This window comes from Lysinibacillus sp. NPDC093190, from assembly GCF_050280425.1.
In the GTDB taxonomy this organism is placed as follows: Bacteria; Bacillota; Bacilli; order Bacillales_A; family Planococcaceae; genus Lysinibacillus.
In genome coordinates this window covers 22,676-47,746 of record NZ_JBNNVG010000037.1, presented here as the reverse complement: position 1 = coordinate 47,746, position 25,071 = coordinate 22,676, and the positions used below count along the sequence as shown (strand labels likewise).

Annotated in this window: 22 protein-coding genes, 15 tRNA genes and 1 pseudogene; 30 read left to right on the top strand and 8 right to left on the bottom strand. The window is 38.2% G+C overall.

Annotation, left to right across the window (positions count from 1 at the left end):
• The first annotated feature begins 1 nt into the window (after position 1).
• From ACQKOF_RS21960 to ACQKOF_RS21885, 16 genes are all read left to right on the top strand, one after another.
• Positions 2-90: transfer RNA gene (locus ACQKOF_RS21960), tRNA-Leu, on the top strand.
• Between the two features lie 19 nt (positions 91-109).
• Positions 110-186: transfer RNA gene (locus ACQKOF_RS21955), tRNA-Arg, on the top strand.
• Positions 187-199: 13 nt separating this feature from the next.
• Positions 200-276 (top strand) — tRNA-Pro (locus ACQKOF_RS21950).
• 6 nt (positions 277-282) lie between these two features.
• Positions 283-358: transfer RNA gene (locus tag ACQKOF_RS21945), tRNA-Ala, on the top strand.
• Positions 359-384: 26 nt separating this feature from the next.
• Positions 385-458: transfer RNA gene (locus tag ACQKOF_RS21940), tRNA-Met, on the top strand.
• Positions 459-465: 7 nt separating this feature from the next.
• Positions 466-542, top strand: a tRNA-Ile gene (locus ACQKOF_RS21935).
• A 15-nt stretch (positions 543-557) separates the two neighbouring features.
• A tRNA-Ser gene (locus ACQKOF_RS21930) sits at positions 558-650 on the top strand.
• A gap of 49 nt (positions 651-699) precedes the next feature.
• Positions 700-774 (top strand) — tRNA-Met (locus ACQKOF_RS21925).
• A gap of 4 nt (positions 775-778) precedes the next feature.
• Positions 779-854: transfer RNA gene (locus ACQKOF_RS21920), tRNA-Asp, on the top strand.
• A gap of 15 nt (positions 855-869) precedes the next feature.
• Positions 870-945 (top strand) — tRNA-Phe (locus tag ACQKOF_RS21915).
• 3 nt (positions 946-948) lie between these two features.
• Positions 949-1,022 (top strand) — tRNA-Gly (locus ACQKOF_RS21910).
• 1 nt (position 1,023) lies between these two features.
• Positions 1,024-1,100: transfer RNA gene (locus tag ACQKOF_RS21905), tRNA-Ile, on the top strand.
• Between the two features lie 4 nt (positions 1,101-1,104).
• A tRNA-Asn gene (locus ACQKOF_RS21900) sits at positions 1,105-1,181 on the top strand.
• Positions 1,182-1,190: 9 nt separating this feature from the next.
• Positions 1,191-1,281: transfer RNA gene (locus tag ACQKOF_RS21895), tRNA-Ser, on the top strand.
• Positions 1,282-1,283: 2 nt separating this feature from the next.
• Positions 1,284-1,355: transfer RNA gene (locus ACQKOF_RS21890), tRNA-Glu, on the top strand.
• Between the two features lie 622 nt (positions 1,356-1,977).
• Positions 1,978-4,746, top strand: coding sequence for an S-layer homology domain-containing protein (locus tag ACQKOF_RS21885; protein ID WP_427561712.1), 2,769 nt, complete (start codon positions 1,978-1,980; stop codon positions 4,744-4,746).
• Positions 4,747-4,853: 107 nt separating this feature from the next.
• On the opposite strand, the gene ACQKOF_RS21880 is transcribed toward ACQKOF_RS21885, so the two are convergent.
• Positions 4,854-5,492, bottom strand: a complete 639-nt coding sequence (locus tag ACQKOF_RS21880) for an NAD(P)H-binding protein (RefSeq protein WP_427561709.1) — start codon at positions 5,490-5,492, stop codon at positions 4,854-4,856.
• Positions 5,493-5,644: 152 nt separating this feature from the next.
• Here ACQKOF_RS21880 and ACQKOF_RS21875 point away from each other — a divergent pair, with 152 nt between their 5' ends.
• The 4 genes from ACQKOF_RS21875 to ACQKOF_RS21860 all read left to right on the top strand — a co-directional run bounded on the left by ACQKOF_RS21875 (position 5,645) and on the right by ACQKOF_RS21860 (position 9,305).
• Positions 5,645-6,856 (top strand): diaminopropionate ammonia-lyase, encoded by a 1,212-nt coding sequence (locus ACQKOF_RS21875; protein ID WP_427561706.1) that lies wholly within the window; start codon positions 5,645-5,647, stop codon positions 6,854-6,856.
• A gap of 191 nt (positions 6,857-7,047) precedes the next feature.
• Positions 7,048-7,806, top strand: a complete 759-nt coding sequence (locus ACQKOF_RS21870) for a MerR family transcriptional regulator (RefSeq protein ID WP_427561703.1) — start codon at positions 7,048-7,050, stop codon at positions 7,804-7,806.
• A 74-nt stretch (positions 7,807-7,880) separates the two neighbouring features.
• The gene (locus tag ACQKOF_RS21865; RefSeq protein WP_427561700.1) at positions 7,881-8,330 is read left to right on the top strand and encodes a TraR/DksA C4-type zinc finger protein; all 450 of its coding nucleotides are present in this window, start codon (positions 7,881-7,883) and stop codon (positions 8,328-8,330) included.
• Positions 8,331-8,378: 48 nt separating this feature from the next.
• Positions 8,379-9,305, top strand: coding sequence for a dipeptidase (locus tag ACQKOF_RS21860; RefSeq protein ID WP_427561697.1), 927 nt, complete (start codon positions 8,379-8,381; stop codon positions 9,303-9,305).
• Between the two features lie 26 nt (positions 9,306-9,331).
• Here the strand turns inward: ACQKOF_RS21860 and ACQKOF_RS21855 are convergent, their stop codons facing one another.
• The gene (locus ACQKOF_RS21855) at positions 9,332-10,252 is read right to left on the bottom strand and encodes a 1,4-dihydroxy-2-naphthoate polyprenyltransferase (RefSeq protein WP_427561694.1); all 921 of its coding nucleotides are present in this window, start codon (positions 10,250-10,252) and stop codon (positions 9,332-9,334) included.
• A gap of 382 nt (positions 10,253-10,634) precedes the next feature.
• Between ACQKOF_RS21855 and ACQKOF_RS21850 the strand changes: the two genes are divergently transcribed.
• From ACQKOF_RS21850 to ACQKOF_RS21825, 6 genes are all read left to right on the top strand, one after another.
• Entirely contained in the window at positions 10,635-12,020 is a 1,386-nt protein-coding gene (locus ACQKOF_RS21850; protein ID WP_427561691.1) for an isochorismate synthase, read from the top strand.
• A complete protein-coding gene (gene menD / locus ACQKOF_RS21845) occupies positions 12,013-13,737 on the top strand; it encodes a 2-succinyl-5-enolpyruvyl-6-hydroxy-3-cyclohexene-1-carboxylic-acid synthase (protein ID WP_427561688.1) in 1,725 nt (574 codons plus the stop codon). Before ACQKOF_RS21850 ends, menD begins: the two co-directional genes overlap by 8 nt.
• A complete protein-coding gene (menH, locus tag ACQKOF_RS21840) occupies positions 13,725-14,534 on the top strand; it encodes a 2-succinyl-6-hydroxy-2,4-cyclohexadiene-1-carboxylate synthase (protein WP_427561685.1) in 810 nt (269 codons plus the stop codon). Before menD ends, menH begins: the two co-directional genes overlap by 13 nt.
• A 64-nt stretch (positions 14,535-14,598) precedes the next feature.
• Entirely contained in the window at positions 14,599-15,417 is an 819-nt protein-coding gene (gene menB / locus ACQKOF_RS21835) for a 1,4-dihydroxy-2-naphthoyl-CoA synthase (RefSeq protein ID WP_049667407.1), read from the top strand.
• Between the two features lie 267 nt (positions 15,418-15,684).
• A complete protein-coding gene (locus ACQKOF_RS21830; RefSeq protein ID WP_427561682.1) occupies positions 15,685-17,109 on the top strand; it encodes an o-succinylbenzoate--CoA ligase in 1,425 nt (474 codons plus the stop codon).
• A 563-nt stretch (positions 17,110-17,672) separates the two neighbouring features.
• A complete protein-coding gene (locus ACQKOF_RS21825) occupies positions 17,673-18,890 on the top strand; it encodes a transglutaminase domain-containing protein (RefSeq protein ID WP_427561679.1) in 1,218 nt (405 codons plus the stop codon).
• 83 nt (positions 18,891-18,973) lie between these two features.
• On the opposite strand, the gene ACQKOF_RS21820 is transcribed toward ACQKOF_RS21825, so the two are convergent.
• From ACQKOF_RS21820 to ytzI, 4 genes are all read right to left on the bottom strand, one after another.
• Positions 18,974-19,975: a metal ABC transporter solute-binding protein, Zn/Mn family gene (locus ACQKOF_RS21820; RefSeq protein ID WP_427561676.1), complete on the bottom strand. Its 1,002-nt coding sequence runs from the start codon at positions 19,973-19,975 to the stop codon at positions 18,974-18,976.
• Positions 19,976-20,084: 109 nt separating this feature from the next.
• Positions 20,085-20,318: a membrane protein insertion efficiency factor YidD gene (yidD, locus tag ACQKOF_RS21815; RefSeq protein ID WP_082172819.1), complete on the bottom strand. Its 234-nt coding sequence runs from the start codon at positions 20,316-20,318 to the stop codon at positions 20,085-20,087.
• Positions 20,315-20,476: a hypothetical protein gene (locus tag ACQKOF_RS21810; protein ID WP_370045009.1), complete on the bottom strand. Its 162-nt coding sequence runs from the start codon at positions 20,474-20,476 to the stop codon at positions 20,315-20,317. The genes yidD and ACQKOF_RS21810 overlap by 4 nt, the downstream gene beginning before the upstream one ends.
• Before the next feature lie 70 nt (positions 20,477-20,546).
• Entirely contained in the window at positions 20,547-20,693 is a 147-nt protein-coding gene (ytzI, locus tag ACQKOF_RS21805; RefSeq protein WP_427561673.1) for a YtzI protein, read from the bottom strand.
• Between the two features lie 138 nt (positions 20,694-20,831).
• Between ytzI and ACQKOF_RS21800 the strand changes: the two genes are divergently transcribed.
• On the top strand, positions 20,832-21,149 hold the full coding sequence (locus ACQKOF_RS21800) for a transposase (protein ID WP_132364602.1): 318 nt from the start codon (positions 20,832-20,834) through the stop codon (positions 21,147-21,149).
• Here ACQKOF_RS21800 and ACQKOF_RS21795 read toward each other — a convergent pair.
• A complete protein-coding gene (locus tag ACQKOF_RS21795) occupies positions 21,133-21,393 on the bottom strand; it encodes an L-lactate permease (RefSeq protein ID WP_427561718.1) in 261 nt (86 codons plus the stop codon). The two genes, ACQKOF_RS21800 and ACQKOF_RS21795, sit on opposite strands and share 17 nt — an antisense overlap.
• A gap of 116 nt (positions 21,394-21,509) precedes the next feature.
• Here ACQKOF_RS21795 and ACQKOF_RS21790 point away from each other — a divergent pair, with 116 nt between their 5' ends.
• The 3 genes and pseudogenes from ACQKOF_RS21790 to ACQKOF_RS21780 all read left to right on the top strand — a co-directional run bounded on the left by ACQKOF_RS21790 (position 21,510) and on the right by ACQKOF_RS21780 (position 23,757).
• Positions 21,510-21,968: an NUDIX domain-containing protein gene (locus ACQKOF_RS21790; protein WP_427561670.1), complete on the top strand. Its 459-nt coding sequence runs from the start codon at positions 21,510-21,512 to the stop codon at positions 21,966-21,968.
• Positions 21,958-22,734, top strand: coding sequence for an alpha/beta hydrolase family protein (locus ACQKOF_RS21785; RefSeq protein WP_427561715.1), 777 nt, complete (start codon positions 21,958-21,960; stop codon positions 22,732-22,734). The genes ACQKOF_RS21790 and ACQKOF_RS21785 overlap by 11 nt, the downstream gene beginning before the upstream one ends.
• A gap of 83 nt (positions 22,735-22,817) precedes the next feature.
• A pseudogene (locus tag ACQKOF_RS21780) lies at positions 22,818-23,757 on the top strand (MBL fold metallo-hydrolase).
• Between the two features lie 223 nt (positions 23,758-23,980).
• Here ACQKOF_RS21780 and ACQKOF_RS21775 read toward each other — a convergent pair.
• Positions 23,981-24,937: an alpha/beta hydrolase gene (locus ACQKOF_RS21775; protein WP_427561668.1), complete on the bottom strand. Its 957-nt coding sequence runs from the start codon at positions 24,935-24,937 to the stop codon at positions 23,981-23,983.
• Between the last annotated feature and the right edge of the window lie 134 nt (positions 24,938-25,071).

Sequence of the window (25,071 nt, the reverse complement as noted above, 5' to 3'; positions counted from 1 at the left end):
TGCCGGGGTGGCGGAACTGGCAGACGCACAGGACTTAAAATCCTGCGGTAGGTGACTACCGTGCCGGTTCGATTCCGGCCCTCGGCACCATTTTTTATTTTAATAATTAGCGCCCGTAGCTCAATTGGATAGAGCGTCTGACTACGGATCAGAAGGTTATGGGTTCGACTCCTGTCGGGCGCGCCAAATTAATATTTATCGGAATGTAGCTCAGCTTGGTAGAGCACTTGGTTTGGGACCAAGGGGTCGTAGGTTCGAATCCTGTCATTCCGACCATTTTATGGGGCCTTAGCTCAGCTGGGAGAGCGCCTGCCTTGCACGCAGGAGGTCAGCGGTTCGATCCCGCTAGGCTCCACCATAAAAGATAACCAGTATAAAGATCCTGGCGGCGTAGCTCAGCTGGCTAGAGCGTACGGTTCATACCCGTAAGGTCGGGGGTTCGATCCCCTCTGCCGCCATCTTAAAGGACCTTTAGCTCAGTTGGTTAGAGCAGACGGCTCATAACCGTCCGGTCGCAGGTTCGAGTCCTGCAAGGTCCACCATTTATATAATGTTACGGAGGTATACCCAAGTCTGGCTGAAGGGATCGGTCTTGAAAACCGACAGGCGGGTAACACCGCGCGGGGGTTCGAATCCCTCTACCTCCTCCAGTTTATATTTAAATGGCGCTTGAAAAACTCGAAAAGAATATATTATTAACGCGGGGTGGAGCAGTGGTAGCTCGTCGGGCTCATAACCCGAAGGTCGTTGGTTCAAATCCGGCCCCCGCAACCAAAATGGTCCCGTGGTGTAGCGGTTAACATGCCTGCCTGTCACGCAGGAGATCGCCGGTTCGATCCCGGTCGGGACCGCCATTTTTTCAAAAATATGGGTCAGTAGCTCAGTTGGTAGAGCATTAGATTGAAGCTCTAAGTGTCGGCGGTTCGATTCCGTCCTGACCCACCATATGCGGGTGTAGTTTAATGGTAAAACCTCAGCCTTCCAAGCTGATGTCGTGAGTTCGATTCTCATCACCCGCTCCAAGGGCCTATAGCTCAGCTGGTTAGAGCGCACGCCTGATAAGCGTGAGGTCGATGGTTCGAGTCCATTTAGGCCCACCATTATTCCGAAGTAGCTCAGTTGGTAGTAGCACCTGACTGTTAATCAGGTTGTCGCAGGTTCGAGTCCTGCCTTCGGAGCCATTTTTTTGTGGGGAAGTACTCAAGAGGCTGAAGAGGCGCCCCTGCTAAGGGTGTAGGTCGGGTAACCGGCGCGAGGGTTCAAATCCCTCCTTCTCCGCCATTGGCCCGTTGGTCAAGTGGTTAAGACACCGCCCTTTCACGGCGGTAACACGGGTTCGAATCCCGTACGGGTCATACTGAAATGCAGTAGATGTAACTTACATCTACTGCATTTTTTTTATGATACTTTGTCAAAAGTTGCCCTTTAATCTAACAAGGCATTATTAAATTAGTGTTAGGCTTCGATTCATTTTTCCTCTAAAAACTTTTAAAATTGTTTTTTACGGCAGCACTCACGAAAAATGCTTTCTCATTCTCTCCTGCGCTGCTAAAAAGAATAGGTATCGCAAAATAAAAATCATTTTTCAACTCTTCCCCTCACGTGATAACAGCGAAAATCCCTTTCCGTCGATCTGCTGTTGCAGTTAGAATAGCCTGTTCCATCGATTTTGCTAATTCATACGTGTCATTCATTCGATAAATGTGACAACATTCTTTTGCTTATACGTTTAGAGACAATTGTGTATTACCTTTATTTAACCTTTGCTCTAAACTATCTAAAAAAGCCGCTAAAAACCATACCTTAAGATCCTCGCCTCTATCAAAAATAAGTTAATAGAATTTTGATTTGCTTTGTGCTCACTATTAGTTGGACAAATAATCCATGGAAAATCACTATAATATTGGTATATCCTTTGGAATAAATCTATCTTTCTTTTATAATGGAGATGAATATAATTCGTAGGAGGAAATAAATATGAAAAAAAAGCAAAGTAAATGGATTGTAAGTACAGCATCTGCTGCATTGGTTGCTGCAGCTGTTGTTCCTACTGCAAGTGCAGCTAACTTTACAGATATTGCAAAAAGTGACCATAAAGAGGCCATTTTGGCACTAGCAGATGCAAAAATTGTAGGTGGATATCAAGATGGCTCATTTAAGCCAAACTCGGTTCTTACAAAAGGCAATGTAACGAAATTTTTAGGGAAATGGCTTGTATCAGAGCACTTCCAAGTGCCAGCAGACTACAATAAAAAAGTACGTTTTACAGATTTGCCTACATCTTCAAAAGATAAAGAATTACTACAATATGCTGCGCTTATAAGTGATACTGGCATTTTCAAAGGGACTAACAATAAGTTATTACCTTCCGAGTATACCTCACGTGAACAAATGGCTTCTATTTTAGTACGTGCGATTGAAAAAGTTTACGATGTCGATTTAATTGCGATGTATAAAAAAGAAAACTTTAAATCTTCTATTACAGATTTAAAAGTAGCTTCAGCAGAAAATCGTGAAGCCATCATCGCATTAGAATATGCGGAAATTACAAATGTAAAGACATTTAATCCGAAAAACACATTAACACGTGGTCAATTTGCGTCATTTTTACATCGTTCGATGACGAATATCACTGAAATGGTAAAAGGTCCTGAAGTGTCCATCCAAACAGTTAAAGTTGTAGATGCAAATACACTACAAGTAACATTAACAGATGGGACAAGCCATAAGGTAACATTAGCAACACCGCTTACTGAAAATGTAGAAACAAAAGTAGACTTCAAAATTAATGACAAACCATATTCCGCAGTTGTTACATATGAAGTCAATGAGCTAAAAGTACAATCAATTGAGGGGATTAATGCCTCTCAGATTAAAATTGTTTTCAACCAAGCAATTGATCCACTATCTGTGCTAAAAGCAGATGGGAAATTACAGGATAATGTTGTAGCGTTCTCTAATGTGGATACTTTAAGAGCACTATCAGTAGTGAAAACAGAAATCAGCGCTGATCGAAAATCGATCATCTTTACAATGAATGAGCCATTAAAAGGTACACATCGCTATGTGTTAAATAACATCAAATCTGAAAAGGGCACAGTGCTTAACAAAGTAGATGCGAATTTCGTCATTGCTGGGGATACACAACCGCCTACTATTATAGGGACAACGCAAGGAAAAAATTCTTCAATCGTTAAAGTGCAGTTTTCTAAGCCAATGGCAGCATTCCCAAATGAACGCATTCAATTTACATTACCAAATGGTACAAAGGTATCGAATGTAGTAGGAAGCATTGAGCAAAACGCAACTGAAGCGACCTTTGACTTATCAGCTGCAACAATAAATGGTGTGTATTTAGCCCCTGGTACAGCTATTCAGATTACATTCGTAGCGGCAACAGATTTGTCAGGAAACATAATTTCACCAAACCCTGCTACTGTATCAGCGAAAAAGGGAGATAAGGATGGTGTTCCGCCGACATTATCTTCTGTGACACAAACTGGACCAAATACGTTCCAGCTATTGTTTTCAGAGGAGATTCAACCACTTTATCCATACGATCTTTCAATCAAAAGCGGTCAGACTTCAATTTCCGTTAGTAAAGTAGAGAAAGATCCTAAAAATGGTCGTTTATTTAATGTTATGGTTGATCCAAAAAGTATACTTCAAGGAATTACTACGATTAGTACAGCTTCTAGCCGTGTGATTACTGATTTATCAGGTGAAACAGCAACATTCTCAACAGTGTATAACTTTATAAGAGATGACAGAGCTCCTGCCCTAATGAGTTCTGAAATAGTTTACGAGGATAATGTAGAATATTTACAATTAACTTTCGATAAGCCAGTACAGTTGGGAGCTTACGCAAAAGCATCATTTAGTGGAAGCTATATGAATAACCACATTTTGTATGAGTTATCAAGAGGACCTCAAAGTGATATTTATAGCGTAAAAGATCAACCTACAAAATTACGTGTAAAAATAGCAGGACTGCTGGGCCCTTATGATTCAAAGGGAGCTTCTTACGATGGCAAACTATCTTTATCTAATGTTACAAATTTATACGGTGTGCCAATCAATGAAGTGCAAAATGTCAAATTTTCGCGTAATGGTGATTTAAATGTTAATGGTAATAAACTAGCATTAACACAGAACAATCCAATTCAAACATCTGCAACAGATTATTCTATAAAAGATAATAATATTGTTTATTTAAATTTCAATTATCCAGTCGATCCAGCACTTGCTCAAAACGTTCAAAATTATATTATTGATAATGCTCAGGTAGAAAGTGCAGTTGTAGAGGCATCCAATTTAAATCGTATTAAGCTAACATTGAAAAAGGATTCGAATTATTTTAGTGGCATACGTAATTTCACGATTAAAGGCTTAAGAGCAGCAAACTCTATGGAATCATTCGACGAGGTACGAACATCAGTTAATCTTAAAGAAAATATGGCACCAAAGGTTTTAACTGTTAATGTTAGCAATTCACAAACTTTAGAGGTTGTTTTTAGTGAGCCAGTAATAAACGTTAATAGTATGGACTTTGACATTATTGTGAATGGTTCTACAGTAGCGGCAACTACCTATTCACCAGGCAATGATAGAGTGTTGATTACAATACCACAGGGTGGATATTTATATGGAAATGTTACGATTCAAGCCTCACCTCGTAATGCTATTATGGATTCCAGTGGGAATAAGTTAGATTTCACTTCACAAACAATTACAGTACAAAGATAAAAGGAATTAGAATTTCCTAAGACAAAATGAGGTAAAATCCACACTAAAAATAGCATGCTAGATATATTCTCAGCATGCTATTTTTCTATGTCATGTTATTGCTCACACTAATGGGAGATAAACGGTGCTTTGTGCACATACTTTGTACTATCAATATGATCAATGATGAAGGTGGCGATATCTTGATTCGTAATTTTTGTACCAGGCATATCAGTAAGGTTTTCCTTTATCTGTTTTGATGTTAAGCTATCTTTTACAAATGGCAATCTAATTAAAGTCCATTTGATCTGTTTATTATTTGATAAAAATCCCCATTCCAATTTTTTATCCTTCATCATTTTCGAAAAGAAAACTTCAAATAACTTTGCTCCAAAACGATTCATTATGCTTTTTTTGTCCTCTTTAATCGTTAGAGAACCACCGGAAACACCTATATAACGACTAATGTTTAAATCTTTCATCACCTTAAAAATATTATTTGTAACTTTGCTATACATAGGTTCCTCTTTAGTTGGTTGACCAAATGTATTAATAACAACTTGACAATCTTTAAGAAGTTCTCGGATGTTTTCTATATCCTGTACTTGCCCTTTCACTATTTCAATTGCATCATTTTTATACAGTAACTTTTCAGGATTTCTAACAAGCATCCGAACATGATAGCCTTTTTGTATTGCATGAGTTGCTATATGCCTTCCTACTTTTCCTGTTCCTCCAATTATCGCTATCTTACAAGAGTTATCCATTATATACCTCCAATTAAATATACTAGTAGATATACGACAAATCTCTTTAAAAGGATTCGAATTTTTCTTTTTTTACCAAAGTATGTAAAATAGTTTTGTTTTGTGATTCTATAAGCTAAGATGATGATAGAACAAAAACTAGGGGGATATGGATGGGAAAATTATTGTGGACTGACAACCAACAATATTTGTTACAGAAGAACGTGGAGCAAGTAGCACCTTTTCTACGTAATTTTTCACCGGAACAAGTAAATCGTGTTGGTAGATTTCAGCGTACATATGAGAAATTTGAAAGCACACCATTACGTAGCTTAAATGCTTTTGCATCGTTAGTTGGGGTACGTAGTATTTTTGTAAAAGATGAATCATATCGATTTGGCTTAAATGCGTTCAAAGTATTAGGTGGCGTGTATGCAATTGGGCAGTACGTTGCCGAAAAGTTAAATAGAAATATTGATGAGCTATCGTTTGAGCAGCTTAAATCACCAGAAGTAAAGGAGCAGCTAGGGGACTTAACGTTTATTTCAACGACAGATGGCAATCATGGTCGTGGAGTGGCTTGGGCTGCTAGAGAGCTTGGTTTGAAAGCCCGCATTTATATGCCAGCTGGTAGTGCAGAGGAGCGCCTCCAAAATATTAAAAATGAAGGTGCATATGCTGAAATAACGACAATGAATTATGATGATACAGTTCGTTATACTTCACAACTAGCAATAGAAAATGGATGGGTCGTTATTCAGGATACGATGTGGGAAGGTTATGAGGAAATTCCGTTATGGATTATGCAAGGCTATACAACACTAATAAAAGAAGTCGTTGAGCAGTTGGAAAAAGTACCTACCCATGTATTTTTACAAGCCGGGGTCGGATCTTTTGCAGGTGCAGTTGTAGCTTTCTTACAACAATATTATGAGCAAGAGATTACATTTGTCTTAGTTGAGCCTTTTGCAGCGAATTGCTATTTTGAAAGTTTTAAAGCAGGAGCTGAGCAGTTTGTAACGGTTGGTGGAGAGATGCAAACAATTATGGCAGGTCTTGCTTGTGGTGAGCCAAATCCACTAGCTTGGGATTTGCTAAAGACTTATACGAAGGTGAGTATTTGCTGTGACGAGGAAGTTGCTGGAACAGGTATGCGCATTCTAGGAAATCCGCTAGCAACAGATGCACGAATTATTGCTGGAGAATCAGGAGCTGCACCAGTTGGATGTTTTTATGAATTGATGACGAATGAGCAATATACAGAATTGAAGGAAACATTACAATTAGATGAAAATTCTCGAGTATTGTTTATTAACACTGAAGGTGACACAGATTTAGATAACTACAGAAATATTGTGTGGCATGGGAAATATGCGAAAATTTAATTAAAGAAATAGCAAACTAGTGATAAAAAATGTTCTAGTTTGCTTTTTTCATTTACTGAGTCGGCTCATAGGACGAGCCTAGTCGGTAAGGAAATCAATCCAACGTTATGGATGAGCCAATTTTTCTTAATTTTTTTCTTGACCTTAACGTTGCGTAAACATTTACAGTAGCATTAGTGGAGGTGAAAAATGTGGAATATACAATTCAAGAGCTTGCTCAATTATCCGGGGTTAGCACAAGAACACTGCGTTATTACGATGAAATTGGATTACTGAAGCCTGCAAGAACCAATGAGGCGGGCTATCGATTTTATGGACAGTTTGAAGTTGATATGCTCCAGCAAATTTTATTTTACAGAGCATTAGATATGAAGCTAGCAACAATTAAGGAAATTATTCAAGCGCCTGATTTCCAACATACAGAGGCACTCAAAACCCATCGTGCTGCTTTACTGACACGCAAGGAGCAGCTGGAGAAAATATTACAAACAGTGGAAAAAACCATTCAATCTATTGAGGAGGAACAACCAATGACAAATGCAGAGAAATTTAATGGATTTAAAGAGAAGCTAATCGAGGAAAATGAAAAGCAATATGGTCAAGAAATTCGTGCAAAATATGGTGCTAAAACGGTTGAAGCATCAAATGCGAAGCTAATGAATATGACAGAGGAACAGTATGAGGCTATGCAGCAGCTAGAACAGCAATTATTTGATCGTTTAAAGGAAGCGATGGGAATCGGCGATACCAATAATGATGTGGCAATGGAGGTAGCGGAGCTTCATAAGCGTTGGCTAAGCTTTTCATGGTCACAATATTCTAAGGAGGCACATGCAGGTATAGCCCAGATGTATATAGCGGATGATCGCTTCTTAGCTTATTACGATGAACGTGTTTCTAAAGGAGCGGCACAATTTTTACATGATGCCATCATTAATTATATAAAATAAGTGATTCCTCCTCACGCTTTCATGTTTTAGAAATATTAATTTAGGAAAAAATGAAGGCATGAGGAGGAGATTTTTTGAACCCACAAGTAATGGAAAAGTTAAAAAAGCAATTAGAGCAGGAACTACAGGAAATAGAACAACAACTTGAGGAATCAGAGCGTCCACAAGCGACAGAGCTATCTAATTATGATAATCATCCAGCTGACAATGCGAGTGATTTAACGGATCAGCTAACGGAAATGGCGATTGATGAGCATCGAGGTGACGATGCCGAGGAAATAAAGGCTGCACTACAAGCGATGGAGGACGGTACGTATGGTAAATGCGCTGTATGTAGTGAAGAGATTCCTATTGGTCGCTTAGAAGCTATGCCAAAAGCATTGACATGTGTTGAGCATGCAGAGCACAAAGAGGATAATTTAAGGCCAGTAGAGGAAGATGTGTTGTCTTCTACGCCAAGATCGGATGATTTCATAGAACTTGAGGAATTTGGCTCTTCTGATACACCTCAAGATAAAAGTTAGTAAGCATTTTCGCTCACAGGCAGTATAATAGCTGTATGGGGTGAGAATATGGACATAATTGATTTACACTGCGATGCTCTATTGAAATTAACAACTTTAGAAGCGGCAAAATTTGAAGATGATGTACGTTTGCAAGCCAATCATCAGAGATTACAATTAGGGCGAGTTAAGGCACAAGTATTTGCTATTTTTATTAATCCTAAAATTCCGCAAAGTATGCAATTTTTAGAGGCAGTGCGGCAAATTGAAGCCTTCCATACACATGTATTACAAACTGAGGGCATGGTGCATATTACGGATTGGTCGCAATTAGATACTTTAGCTCCGCATGAAATTGGTGCAATTTTAAGCTTAGAGGGCTGTGGTCCAATCGGTGAAGATTTAGCAAAGCTTTCAGCAATTTTAGATGCAGGTGTAAAGCTTGTTGGCCTGACGTGGAATGAAGAAAATGCTGTGGCTCACGGTGCTGAACAGGATGCAAGCCTTGGTTTAAAACCATTTGGTAAAGAGGTTATAAACTTGCTAAATGAGAGAGATATTATTATCGATGTTTCACATTTAAATGAACAGAGTTTCTGGGATGTCTTGCCACTAGCGAAACATATCATTGCGAGCCATAGTAATGCACGTGCAATTTGTGATCATCCAAGAAATTTAACCGACGCTCAGGCAAAAGCACTAGTCAAGCATGGAGGGCATATTCATGTCGTTTACTACCCGCCTTTTATCCATGACAATGCTACGATGGATGATTTAGTAGCGCATGTGAAGCATCTGGCGAATATAGTAGGAGTAGAGCACCTTGGACTAGGTTCAGATTTCGATGGAATAGATGCTACTGTAAAAGGTTTAGCACACGCAGGAGAGGCACAAAATTTGTTAGAGGCATTACGTGAACATTTTTCAATCGAAGAAGTTCGTGGTATTGCGAGTAAAAATTTTCAATGTTATGTAAAAAATGCAGTAGCCCGTTAAGGCTGCTGCATCTTTAATGATGTATCTTAATAAAAGAAATATTGAATTAATAAACCGATTCCTAAGAGGAAGCCGAAGAATGTATTTGTTTGCGCTGTAAATTTCATCGCAGGCATAACTTCTTTCGCTTCTTTTTTATCGCGGAAAATTTGAATCGCACGAAGTGGTTTTGGAACGCTTAAGAAAATGATTAGAGCCCAAAAAGTAATACCATCAATTGCTACAAGAGCGATTACCCATAAGTACGAAACGATAAAAAAGCCAGATAGCACAGAAATGGCATTGTCTCGACCTACTAAAATAGCAAGCGTTCTTCGACCACCCTCTGTATCGCCAACGATATCACGGATATTGTTGGACAGCATGATAGCCCCAACTAAAATCATACTTGGAACTGAAAGTAAAACAGCATCAAATGTTACTGTAAGTGTTTGAATATAAAAGGCGATTAAGACAATACCCATTCCCATAACAGCACCAGATACAAGTTCTCCGAATGGTGAATAGGCTATTGGGTAAGGTCCTCCAGTATATAAAAAACCAACAAGCATACAAACAAGCCCGACAGCAGCAAGCCACCAAGAGGTAGAGGCACATATGTAAATGCCAAGCAGCATAGCGATTGCATAAAAGCTTAAGGCAATCATCATAATTGTTTTTGGTTGAACACCGTGACGCACAATCGTACCGCCGATACCGACAGAATTTTCATTGTCTAATCCTAATTTGTAATCGTAATATTCATTGAACATATTTGTTGCCGCTTGTATAAGCATACTTGCAATGAGCATAGCAAAAAATAGTCCGAAATCAATTGTTTGTTTTTCAATTGATAAGGCAATCGCTGTTCCTAAAAATACTGGAACGAATGAAGCGGTTAAAGTATGTGGACGTGTTAAATGCCACCAAACTTTAAAACCCCTATCAGCTTCAATGACTTTGGTCATAAGGTCTTTCTCTCCTTCAAATGTTGTAGACTATTCTTATTTTATACGAAGAATGAGAAAATGGGTAGGTTCACAGCTTATTACATACAGTTCAATTAAAAAAAATGATACAATAGAACATGCATTTATGAACTGAAAACAATAATTAAGATAATAGCAACAGTACGAAGAATAGGCTAGTAAATAAAAAATGACGGCTATTTTAACAAAAGAAAAATGATGTGGTAACAGTACAAACGCTCACTTTATGATGAAAAGCTTTGGTCAATTTATGTTAATGAAAAGCTAAAGCGGTTGATATTTATGACTGAAAGTGTAGAACGAGTACAAAATATACCGTGCGTCATTCATTATGTACATTGCAACAACGGAGGTAATTTTCATGCAACAGAAGTGGTACCAAGCCACAGAGGTAGAAGTGGACTCTTTGGGCCAAAGCCTTCATTTTTATATGGAAACAATTGAAGTTAGTCGCTTATCGGCGCTCGCATTTTATGCAGCGGGCGAGGAGCATTATAAAGGTGAACGATTTTATTGGCAAAATAGAGAAAAAACAATGACATTAGTAGGGCTTGGACATGCCTATACGATTCAAAATAACGCCAAAAATGATCGCTTCGATGCAGTAGAAGCAGAATGGAAAAGTTTAACGAAAAACTGTATGAAGGGACATAGCGAGCTACAGCCAATTTTGTTTGGCGGATTTACATTCGATCCACAAAATAATGTAGCTGGGGAGTGGACAGACTTTCCAGAGGCTTATTTTGCGCTTGCAACCTATCAGCTTGTCATACGTGATGACAAAGCGTTTGTAAGTATTCATCTTATTTCAAAAAATGAGCAAGCAGCGTCTCAATTTGAAGCGCTACGTAAAGAGCGAGATCATTTAATTCATGCTGCTCAAGTAAAAGAAGTGAAAACGTATTTAAAGCCTGAAATCACAAGTTATTTTGAGCCATATAAGGAGCCGTATTTAGCTTCGATTGACCAAGTAACAGCATTGATTAAGCAGAAGAAGGCAGATAAAGTTGTTATTGCACGCTCACTAGCATTGCAATTTAAAGAACAAATTTCTTCACCACAGGTACTCTCACAAATTATTCATGAGCAGCCAGAGAGCTATTTATTTGGTTTAGAACGCCAAGAATTATTGTTCTTTGGTGCGTCCCCTGAACGTCTTGTAAAAGTAGAAGAGGGCCGAGCCTTTTCATCTTGTGTTGCAGGATCTATTAAACGTGGTAAGACCGCAGAGGAAGATGAAGCCTATGGACAAAGCTTATTAAATGATTCGAAAAATGGTGGCGAGCATCAATATGTTGTCGATATGATTGCGGAAACATTCCGTAAAAATTGTGTAGAGATGAAAATACCGGATGGCCCTCGCTTACTAAAGATTAGAGATATACAACATTTATATACACCTGTTGAAGGTCAGTTAAATAATGAGGCAACAATATTACAACTGACAAAATCTTTGCATCCAACGCCAGCTTTAGGTGGTGTGCCAAGGAAAGAGGCAATGGCAGCTATACGTAAGTATGAGCCTATGAATCGTGGACTTTACGCTGCTCCAATTGGTTGGGTAGATGCTGACGGCAATGGGGAATTTGCAGTGGCCATTCGTTCGGCTGCTTTACTTAAGGATAAAGCTTATTTATATGCTGGTGGCGGTATTGTAGCAGATTCAGAGCCACAATCTGAATATGAGGAAACATTAGTGAAATTCCGTCCAATGCTTCGTGCGCTAGGAGGACAATTACATGAGTGAACGGAAAATTTTAACAGACTATGTTTATAAAATGGTAGCATCATTAGTGCAAGCTGGTGTTGAAGACGTTGTTGTCAGCCCTGGCTCACGTTCGACACCTTTAGCTTATGCATTTGCTTCAACGAAACAGCTCCATATGTATCGTCAGGTTGATGAACGATCAGCTGCCTTTTTTGCGCTAGGAATTGCAAAGGCTACAGCAAAACCTGTTGTTCTTTTATGTACATCTGGAACAGCTGCGGCAAACTATTTTCCTGCTATTGTTGAGGCAAGCTATGCCCGTGTACCGTTAATCGTCATCACAGCTGATCGTCCACATGAATTGCGAGGGGTGGGTGCGCCACAGGCTATCAATCAGCCGAATTTATATGGTACGCAAGTAAAATGGAGCGTGGATTTCCCGTTGGCAGATGGTGCCGCACCAACATTGCCGTTTATTGAGCGACATATTGCACGTGCAGTAGCGGTGGCAATGAGCGCACCATTTGGACCGGTACATATTAATGTGCCGTTCAGGGAACCTTTGTTGATTGATTTTCGAGAGGAACTTCCAGAAGCGACATTTAAGCTCAGTAGTATGGGTCAGTTAGTACCTTCAATGGCAACTCAACAAGAGCTATCGAAGATTTTAAGTGCAACTAAAAGAGGTTTTGTTATTATTGGTGAGCTACCGCTCGGCACGGATTTAACTATTATATGGAAGTTTATTCGCCAATTAAAATGGCCGGTCATTGTCGAGAGTTTATCCAATATGCGGTCTTCTGTCCCTGAGGATTGTCTACCTTATATGATCACGACGTACGATGCAATTATGAAAAGTGAAGATTTTAAAGCATTAGTTGAACCAGATACGGTACTACGTTTAGGAGCACAGCCAGTTTCTAAATTTATCATGCAATTTATTACTAAATCTCAGCCAAATGCTTATATTGTTGTCGATGAAGATCCGATGTTCCGTGATTCTACTAGTGTGTCTACTCATTTTGTTCATGCAAGTATTGGTGAGTGGCTCACGCAATTAGAAATCTCTGAAACAGCCCTAGAAACTGAGTATTTAGCTGAGTGGCAGGATGCTAATGATATTGCACTTGAGTATATTGAACATTATGTTGATGGTGCGATTGATGAGGGAGCAATGGTAAGTCGATTACTTAAAATGATTCCTAATGGCAGTGATATTTTTGTTAGTAGCAGTATGCCAGTGCGTGATATTGATACGTTTTTAATGGCGACACCGAAGGATATTCGTATTGTTGCGAATCGTGGTACGAATGGTATTGATGGCGTCGTATCAACCGCAATGGGCTTTAGTCAAGGAAATAATCGCGAAACCTACTTGCTTATTGGCGATTTGGCCTTTTTACATGATGTCAACGGTCTAATTGCTTCAAGATACCAGGATTGCAATATGACAATGATCGTTATGAATAATGATGGCGGCGGTATTTTCTCTTATTTACCACAATCTACTGTTGAAGCACATTATGAAGATTTATTTGGCACGCCAACTGCCCTAGAATTCTATGATATTGCCAACATGTACGGAATGGACTATATACGCGTAGACGATATTTCAGAGCTATCAGTAAAGTTCACTACTATGAAGAAACGACCACTGCGCTTAATCGAAATTTTCACCAATCGAGAAGAAAATGTGTATGCGCATCGGGCACTGTGGAATCGCATTAATGCGGGATTAAAAGCATGGCAAAGCTAATGATTCGAGGGCTTGAAACATACGTGGAAATCTGGAATGAAGAAGCGGAGCAAACGCTTGTTGCATTGCATGGTTTTACAGGTAGTACGGCTACATGGCGAAATTTAACGAAAGCTCTACCTAGTGTACGAGTTATTGCCATTGATTTAATTGGGCATGGTCAAACAGCTATACCTCAGCAAAGTAGTCGTTTCTCTATGCAAGAGCAAATCCAAGATTTAGAGGAAGTTTTTGGCCAGCTACAGCTCAAGAAATTTACGCTGTTAGGCTATTCAATGGGAGGAAGAGTTGCATTATCGTATGCAATCTCCTACCCTGAACGAATTGAAAAGCTGATCTTAGAAAGTGCTTCGCCAGGTTTACGAACTTCAAAGGAACGTTCTGAACGTCGTGTAAGGGATAACGCTTTAGCTGAAAAAATAATTAGTAACGGTTTGTTATCATTTGTTAATGCATGGGAGAACATTCCTTTGTTTGAATCTCAAAAGCGTTTACCGCACAGTGTACAAGAAGCGATTCGGTTAGAGCGACTTTCTCAGAAGGAGGAAGGCTTGGCAGGTAGCTTACGAGGGATTGGTACAGGCAGTCAGCCATCGAATTGGATGTCGTTGGAGAAGCTTGAATTTCCTGTTCTTTTAATTACAGGCTCATTTGATGAGAAATTTTGTAAAATCGCACTAGAAATGAAAGCGTTATTAAAAAATGCCAAGCATATGACAGTAAATGACGCAGGACATGCAATTCATGTGGAAAATCCCGCTGAGTTTGCTACAATAGTAGAGGAGTATTTAACGTAATAAAATTTTTACGTTATCGCCTCGATTTTGAACGAGACGAATTTAATTATTAGGAGGCAATTCAATGACACGTCAATGGACAAGCTTACATACTTATGAAGACATTAAGTATGAGTTCTATAACGGTATCGCAAAAATTACGATTAACCGTCCAGAAGTGCGCAACGCATTCCGACCAAAAACGGTAATGGAAATGATCGATGCTTTTTCACGTGCACGTGATGATAAAAATGTTGGAGCTATCATTTTAACTGGTGAAGGTGAGCATGCCTTCTGTTCAGGTGGAGACCAAAAAGTACGCGGTCATGGCGGCTACGTTGGTGAAGATGAGATCCCACGTCTAAACGTTCTTGATTTACAACGTTTAATCCGTGTTATTCCAAAACCTGTAGTAGCGATGGTTGCAGGTTATGCAATCGGTGGAGGACATGTATTACACGTTGTCTGTGACTTAACAATTGCTGCTGACAACGCTCGCTTTGGACAAACTGGACCAAAAGTTGGTTCATTCGATGCTGGGTATGGCTCAGGCTATCTTGCACGTATTATCGGTCATAAAAAGGCGCGTGAAATTTGGTTCCTTTGCCGTCAATATGATGCACAGCAAGCACTTGATATGGGATTAGTTAACACAGTTGTTCCTTATGAGCAATTAGAAGATGAAACTGTACAATGGTGTGAAGAAATGCTACAAATGTCTCCAACTGCTCTACGCTTCTTAAAAGCAGCAATGAATGCAGATACAGACGGTTTAGCAGGTCTTCAACAAATGGCTGGCGACGCTACTCTTCTTTACTACACAACAGATGAAGCTAAAGAAGGTCGTGACGCATTTAAAGAAAAACGTCAACCAGATTTCGGTCAATTCCCAAGATTCCCTTGATTATCTGAAGCGTTGAACGGCTCGTATCTTAATGAGATACGAGCTTTTTGTATATCTAAAGGGGCAAGACGGATAGACTTGCTAAAGCGACGGAAAGTTACGGCTTAGCGGTGGAACAGCATGCTTTAGCGGCAGAAAACCATGTCAGAGCACCAAATAGACTTTTCAAAAGAACAGATTACCTCATGGACATATCTCGTCAAACTAACAAATAGACGGATGATGCGATGAAGCGGTAAGATTAAGGCTGATTGGAGGAATAACGAGATGTATCTAAATTGGATTTTACAGCGAGCGTATTTAACACCTTTACGAAACGGTTTAACATATAATGGGCAGACTTGGACATTTCAAGAATTAAATGATTTATCGTTAAAACGTGCTCGTCAGCTTACAGCACTGGATATTAAGCAAGGGGACCGTATTGCAATAATGGGGCCGAGTAAGCCTTCCCTTGTCATTATGATGTATGCGTGTATGCATTTACAATGTGAAATGGTCATGCTAAATCGTAGGCTAACACAGGATGAAATTACCTATCAGCTAGAGGATTCAGGAGCTTTGGCGGTATTAATTGCGGATGAGGATATAGAAAAATTACCATCACATACATCTTATTTTTTATTTTCTACTATAGAAAAAAGTACAGAAGTGGCTATTGATATTACGAAAGAATGGTCTTTAAACCAAACAACATCGATTATGTATACATCTGGTACTACTGGTTTTCCAAAGGGCGTTTGTCAAACAGTTGGAAATCACCAGGCAAGTGCAACGGCCTCCGTTTTAAATATAGGTTTGCATGCGGATGATACTTGGTTATGTGCTGTACCGCTGTTTCATATTAGTGGCTTTTCTATTTTAGTGCGCTCACTATTGTACGGTAATAAGGTGCATTTATATGATCAGTTTGATGCAGCAGCCATTTCCCAAAATATAATGGATGGCGAGGTTACACATATGTCAGTAGTTGCTGTCACATTGGAAAGAATTCTACATACCCTTGAACAGAAAAACGCGAAAGCTTCACCAAAATTTAAAATGATGTTAGCGGGTGGTGGACCTGTGCCAGTAGATTATTTAAAGAGAGCTCATGCATTAAATTTAGCTGTAGCTCAAACGTATGGTATGACTGAAACTTCGTCACAAACGGCAACATTAACAAATGAAGATGCGATGCAAAAAATTGGTTCTGCGGGAAAACCACTATTTTTTAATCAAATTCGCATTGCTGAACCTAATGACAATGGTGAAGGGGAAATTTGCATACGTGGCCCACATGTTACACCAGGGTACATTGGTCGTTTTGCCCAAAATGGCGCAACGATTGATGGCTGGCTCCATACTGGAGATATTGGTTATATAGATGAAGAAGGTTATTTATTTGTCATTGATCGTCGGGCGGATTTAATTATTTCAGGTGGCGAAAATATTTATCCTGCTGAAATCGAAAATGTGCTACTTACACATCCTGCTGTTAAGGAAGCGGGAGTATGTGGCATTGATGATGATGCGTGGGGGCAGGTACCAATCGCCTTTGTTGTATTAAAAGAAGAAGTACAGGTAGAGCAAATACAAACATTTTGTCAAAAGAAGCTTGCTAAATATAAAATACCAAAAGAAATTATTGTTACGGACGAGCTCCCTCGAAACGGTGCCAACAAGCTACTTCGTAGAAAATTAATGGACTAATAACAAAAAGAAGCCTTCATTGATAAGATGGCTTCTTTTCGTGTTGTTGAAAAACAATTACAAAGTAAGGCTCAATCATTATTTATCTGTTTTTTTATGATATTGTTTGTTATCCTCTGATTTTTCAAGCTGACCATGTCAACTAAACGCTCCAATGCTTTACGGTTAGCCAGAATAGCTTTTTGCAAACTCTAAGCTATTTTTTCTTTTAGTTCCATCATAAACCTCCTTTGGTATAAGAATGACCACCATATGCTTGTCATTTGAACGGGCACGAATCAACATTGCACACCTTGATTATCATCTTTGTTAAATACCCGTAGCCTTATTGAAACTCTTCAAATTGATTGGCTTTCCATCGTTTTTGATTTTCTGCTACGTACTGCTCCACTGATAGTAATCGATTATCTTGTACCATTACTTATCTTTAATGTTCCAGAATAGAGGCTTCTTTTATTCGTTTTAATAGTCATTTTTAGTAAACTCTTAGGATTAAATTAATCATTCATTAACATAATAAGAAATGACAGACATAAACTAGTTAGTAAAGGAGAATGGCTCATATGAGAAAATATATATATAATGTTGTCATTATATTATTTGTTCTACAAATGAGTCATGTGCAAGTATTCGCAAACTATGAACAAAAGAATATTGCAACTGCCAATTCAATAGAAACACTACAACATCTAATTCAAAAACAAGTCATGCAATTATCTACTGAATTTGACATTCGTTATACTGGTAATACATCCGAAATAAAAGATGAACTATCTGAGCTAATTAAACATGCTATTCAGGATCCATATATTTACGCCAATATTTCTAGTTTTAAATGGAAATATGATGGTTATGCCAATAATATTGTCATTACATTTAAGTTTACCTATCATATTTCACAGGAAGAGGAGGCATTTGTAGAACAAACTTTGGCGAATATTATTGCACCTATGCATGGATTAAGTGAATTGCAGAAAATACAGGCTGCACATGATTTTATCGTTCTATCTGCTGAATATTCAAAGGAAACGAAAGGAAGTCAATATTCTCCCTACACATTGCTTACGGAAAACAAGGGAGTTTGTCAGGCATATGCTTTAGTGCTTTATCGAATGCTAGAGATGCTAGGCTTTGAGGTACAATATGTACCAGGAAAAGTAGGGGAACAGCTACACGCCTGGGTCTTAGTGAAGCTTGATAATGCATGGTATCATATCGATGTTACGTGGGATGATCCATTGCCTGATCGTAAGGGTGAGGTACTTTATAATTATTTTTTAGTTTCTGATCGCCAATTAGCACAGGATCACTCTTGGGACTATACGAGTTTCCCAGCCGCTACAAGCGAAGCCTATATTGATTTACAAAAAACGAGTAAGGTTGAAGTTCTTACAAAACCAATAATGGATAGTCATTTTACCTTTGATGAAGGGCTGTCCGTTTTAAGTAAAAATAAACAAATAGTTAAACAAATAATAGAACAGTCTAGACTGCTTTTAAAAGGTCATAAAAGCGATAATCCTGTTCAGGTTCATTTAAATGAATGGGAACCCATTATTTTAGAAAGTAATATAGCCCAAGTAAAGGATAATCGAAAGAAAATACAAATTGCTATCCATAAGAAAAAAGGGCTAATTAGTATTTATAGAGCGGAAAAACGAATGCCACAAGAAAAGTACGTCATAATAAAGGAGGTGCCCCATACTATGTTCGGGGCACCTCCTTACTCATTTATTTGTGAACGTTTAACTTCTTTCAGCGGGTGTCCAAACACCCGCTGAAAGAAGTTAAAGCCTCCGGCGGATGTCACGGAATCGGCTTTGTGCTTGCACAAAGCCGATTCCCGACACAATTATGCCGAGGCCTAATTGATTGCAGTATTTAAAGTTTTAATATTTCTCTTCATAAGGGTGAAGTATGTTTCATTATTCTTCACATCATCTGCTGTTAAAACGCTTAAATTGTGCAAGACAAGAGAGTCTGCTCCAACCTCTTTTTGGATAACCTCGGCTAATTTAGAAGAGACATTTTGCTCGAATAAAATGTAGTGAATATGCAAATCATTTGCTTTATCAACAATCGCCGTAAGTTCTTTTTGAGAAGGCTCATTTTGTGAGTTTAAACCGGCTATTGGAACTTGCTTTAAGCCGTATTGTCCTGCGATATAGCCAAATGCTGCATGTGATACGAAGAACGTCTTCTCTTGCGCTTTATCAGCCATTGCTTTATATTCGCTGTCTAAATCTTGTAGTTCTTTTACTAGTGCCTCGTAGTTAGCTGTAAATGTAGCTTCTTGCTCTGGCATTTTTTCAACTAGTGTGTTTTTAATGGAAAGTGCTAAGTCTTGACTGATAATTGGAGATAGCCAAACATGTGGATCTACATTACCGTGATCATGATCATCATGTCCGTCTTCATGGTCATCATGTCCGTCTTCATGATCATGATGTGCTTCCTCTTCATCATCATGTGTATGACCTGTGCTCACAGCTAATTTTTCATCTGAAACCTGATCTGCAGTAGCCACCATTGTTACATCTTCATTAGCTAGAGTTTTTTTAGCATTTTCAACAAAGCCTTCGAGACCTAAGCCGATATAGAAAAATATATTAGCATCTGCTAATTTCATCATATCCTTTTGTGTTGGCTCAAATGTGTGCTCATTGGCACCAGTAGGATAAATAGAAGAAACCTCTACAAAATCGCCACCAATTCGTTGTGCAAAATAACTTAATGGATAAACAGTTGTGTAAATTGTTAATTTATCCTTTGTCTCTGACTGTTTGGATGTTGTTGACTTATTCCCACAGGCAGCAGTAAATAGGGCAAGGACTGCAACTAAAAATAACAAAAATACTTTTTTCATCTTATAGCATACCTCTTTCAAATAGTAATCATTACGATTTATTTTTTTAGAACAGTTCCTATAATAACGCACATCAGAAAAAAGTACAAGAAAAAATGACCCTCGAAAATTAATTCTTTTTCGAAGGCCATTTTTCAGGTACTGGATCAAAGCCACCTGGATGGAATGGATGGCATTTTGATATACGTTTAATCGTTAAATAGAATCCTTTAATGGCACCGTGTTTTTGAAAAGCTTCAAGTCCATAGGAGGAGCAAGTAGGATGGAAGCGACAAGATGGCGGCGTCATGGGTGATATAAATTTTCTGTAAAACTTAATGAGCCATATAAAGGGATATTTCATATTTGTTTATCCTTTTGTTGAGCGTTAATTTGCTTAGGCTTAGCATCAATAGTTTGTGTAAAGAAATTGCCTTTTTTCTTCAATAAGACAATGACAGAAACGCCAAACATAAGCATCATCATTGCGATCATAATGATTATTGGTAATGGTACTCCCATTGCGTTCACTCCAAATTCTATTTATTAATAATATTATAAAAGAATCTCTTGAAAAAATGTAGAAATTGAACTAGTCATCATCTTGATGAAAGCTTTGCTGTGGTTTTTCATCAACTGTATGTTTAAAAGCATACGCACGATTGACACTTAAAATAGTCGCGACCGTTACTAAAATAACGATGATTGCTGCTACAACTAAGAGTGTGATTAAACTCATGGCATTCACTCCGTTCCTTATTCATACTTCCTATTATAAATTAGATAATATTACTTAGTTGTGAAGGAAGTTTGACATTCCAGCGAATAAAACAGTCCTTTTACCACCATACTATGGTAAAAGGAGTGTTTTGTAGAGATGGATCGTCAGCGTGTATATTTTTCACTTGCCAATAGAACGTATTATACAAATCCATATGCAGGACAGTGGAACTTTGAACTCAACATAGATCGCCAAGCATTAGATGTATTTGAAAAGATTTTTCAGCAAATGCAGATGTTGGAAATTGCGAATGCATGGCGTGCGCAATTGCCATATATACAGTATCATCTTGATAGAGAAAATGATGAAATTGATTTACGATTAAAAAAAATCTATGCACTTGTTCATGAGTATGGAGATGCGGATACGAAGGCATTTGTAGAACAGCTTCCTTACTTCAACAAACGTGTCTAAAAGTAGGATCACTGAAACTTCGGTGATCCTTTTTTATTTGCCAATTCACTAATTGGCAAACTGAACAGCTAAGAGCAACTCTTGAGGGATTAACCATTGTCATAAGAGAGGAGCTCACATTTTGAGCACTAGCAGCTAGCAGTGAAGAAATTCCAATTTTTTGCGCTTTTGCTGTTTGCAATCGAATAAATATAGTATTAGATGTGGTATTACTTCCCGTTAAAAAACTCTCTATTGCACCGATTAATGGAAGTTGAATATTAGTGATTTAATTTGTTGATTGTAGCTACATGATTACACTATAGTGAAATAAAAGATCATAATCGTGACGCTGAAGAACGAAAAAAGGAGTTGAGGAGCATGTTTACATTTACAGATTTAAATGGTTTACAAGTGGATTTAAGTTTTAATAAAGGCGAATTGGCTATTGAGCCTAAGCATGTACTTGTTTTATTAAAGCATGAAAATAAGTGGTTATGTACAATTCATAAACGCCGTGGTGTCGAGGTTCCAGGTGGTAAGCAAGAACCAGGGGAAACATTGGAGCAGGCAGCAATTAGGGAAGTATTCGAGGAGACTGGTGTTCATGTAAAAAACCTTAGATGGTTTGCAGAATACGCCGTTTATGATGATATCTTATTTTGTAAAACGGTCTTTACTGCACAGTTTGTGGGGCAGGAGGACATTGATTTTGATTTAGAAACTTCAGGGATGACTTGGCTAACGGATGAAGAATTTGCTCATCATCCTAATTTAAGCTTTCATATGAAGGATGAAGGTATGCAGAAAATGCTGAAGGAGTTGAAGCATTATGACTAATGGTAAGATCGTTGGAAAACGTCCATATCCTTCGCCTAATCCAGCTATTCGTTTAACGGAAATCACGTATATGTCACAGGGTATACGTGTGAAAGGATTACTAGCGGAGCCTAAGGCAGAAGGTACATATGATGGCTTTTTATATTTGCGGGGAGGCATGCAAAGCATTGGCATGGTTAGACCTTCGCGTGTCGCACAGTTTGCAGCTCAAGGCTTTATTGTTTTTGCTCCATATTACCGCGGTAATCGAGGTGGAGAAGGTCGAGATGAGTTTGCAGGAGCTGATCGTTATGATGCTGTATACGCAGTAGACGTGCTAAAACAGTTCTGTAATGATAATATTCATGTCTTTGGTTTTTCACGTGGTGGTATTATGGCACTTTGGACCGCAATCTTACGTAGAGATATTACATCCGTTGTGACATGGGCAGGAGTATCTGATGCAACAGCTACATATTGGGAGCGTACAGATATGCGCCGGATGATGAAGCGTGTTATCGGAGGGACACCTAATCGTGTACCAGAGGCTTATGATGCTCGAACACCTCTATTTGAGATAGAGCACATTACAGCTCCAGTGCTTATTATTCATGGCTATCGTGATGAAAATGTAGATATTGAACATGCAAGACAGTTAGAATTTTATTTAAAGGATGCTAATAAAAGATATGAAACATGGTATGATCTTCGCTATGCTCACCAGTATCCACCGGTCAAAAATAGAGAAACAGTACATGCACTTTGCGAGTGGATGAAACGTCAATAATATATTATGTTTTGAGAGGAGAGTATTGTTTGAAATACATAATAAGTAAAAGACGCAAGATTATTATTGTAGGATTAGTATTGATGATAATTGCTTCCACTTTTGTTTATTATAAGTTTTTAACACCTTCAGCAGATATTCAACAATACAAGGAATATTACGCTCCGAAAACAAAGCAAAAAGCATTAAATCAAGGTCAGATAAAGGTCACGTTTTTAGGAACATCATCTTTTTTATTTGATGATGGCAACACACAATTAATGATTGATGGTTTTATTTCTAGGTCGCCCTTATTAAAAATGTTGCCTTTCAGTACTGTAAAAATTGATGCAGATGCTGTAAATAAAGCCTTTAAGAAAATAGGAATTGATAATAATAAGCTTCGGGGATTGTTTATCGCTCATACACATTATGATCATGCGTTAGATTTAGCTTATATCGCTAAACAAACTGGGACGCATGTATACGGTTCAGAATCAGCAATTAATATAGGACTTGGTAATGGTATAAATATGAAACAGATGTCTGTATACGAAGTAAATAAGGCTATGCAGTTTGGTAATTTTACTGTCACTGTCCTTCAATCAAAACATTCACCAACCTTTGACGAAGGAGAAGAAATAAAAGAGCCACTTAAACAACCAGCAAAAGCCCTAGATTATCATGAAGATTCTTCATTACGCATAACAATAAAACACTCTTTGTTAAACCAAGTGCTAACTATATAGAAGGGGCATTAGATGACATTCATGCTGATGTTTTATTTTTAGGAATAGGAGTATTAGGTGCTCAAGATCAAGATTTTAAAACATGTATTATGAGCAAACTGTGCGGAAAGTACAACCGAAATTTATTATTCCAATACATTGGGACAACTTCAACCAACCTTTAACAGATGCTCTTGAAGCATTGCCTAAATTTGCCAGATAACACAAAAAAGGATTAGATTTTATTATTCAAAGGACAAAAGCAGATAAAATTGATTCACAAATACTTCAAGGTTTCCAAAGCATTTATTTCTAAAAATTGTAGGGGAATTGCTACAAATTTCATTTAGAGAGTTTACTCCATTTTGATTAACTCTTTTTCAAAAAGGAGTTTTTTGTTCGAAAAAACGTTCAGGTAGACCGAAGAATCGCTCGGGCCAAGTGAAAAACTGCTTTGGGCAAGTATAAAACTACTCGGGTAAATCTAAAACCGTTCAGGTGCTTTATGGCAGGCTCCTGAACGGTAGAAAAAAAGACATTTAATCTATATATTTTGCTAAAAAGTTATTAATAGTTTCCCAATAAGCGTCTCCAGCAATGCTTTCTGCACCGCCATGTCCAGCACCTTCAACAATAAATTTCTCCTTCGGTACATTGGCAGCTTCATATACTTCATTTAGCATATCAGATGGAACAAATGTATCATTGCTTCCATGAATGAATAGCATCGGCGTTTTCGATTGGGCTACTTGCTCGACAGTATTAGCTTCACCAAGCGTATAGTCAGCTCTTAATTTCGTAACAATTGAAGAAAAGTTCATAATAGGAAAGGCCGGTAAATGAAAGATCTCTTGCAATTGGTAGGAGAATTCACCCCAAACTGAGGAATAACCGCAATCCTCAATAATAGCCTTAACATTGTTCGGTAGATCCTCTCCTGAGGCCATCATCACTGTAGCACCTCCCATGGAAATACCATACAAAATAATTTCAGCGTTTTTATCAGAATTGGTAACATTATTAATCCAAGAGACCACATCAAGTCGATCATGCCAACCCATACCAATATAGTCACCCTCACTTTTTCCATGAGCCCTTGCATCAGGTACGAGAACATTATAGCCTGTATCATAAAAATGCTTAGCGTACTTTGACATTTGGGAGCCATCAGATGAATAGCCATGGAAAACAATTGCCCATTTATTTGTTTCGTTTTTATTTTTCAGCGTATAGGCATGTAATTTCAAATCATCAAAAGACTGTATAAAAGAGTCCTCATAATTCTCTTTAAACCACTCTTCACGCTCTTCTTTTTCTTTAGCCTCTTCAGGGCTAACAACAATTGAATTGATCGGCGCATCAAGCACGGCTGACTTATCTGTATTAGGATTTAAGGCGAGATTATAAAAATAATTCCCTGCAAAAAATCCAGCTCCAACAAACAATACTAATAGAATACTGACAATGGTAATAATCACTTTATACTTTCTTTTCATATATTTCCCCCTAAAACTACTATTATGAATTATACACAAAGTTAACAATATGAAAAGTAGAATTCTCTAAAGTAGGGGAATATAAAAAAAGGAACGACCCTAATCGTTCCTTTTTATAGGGTTGAAAAACAAAA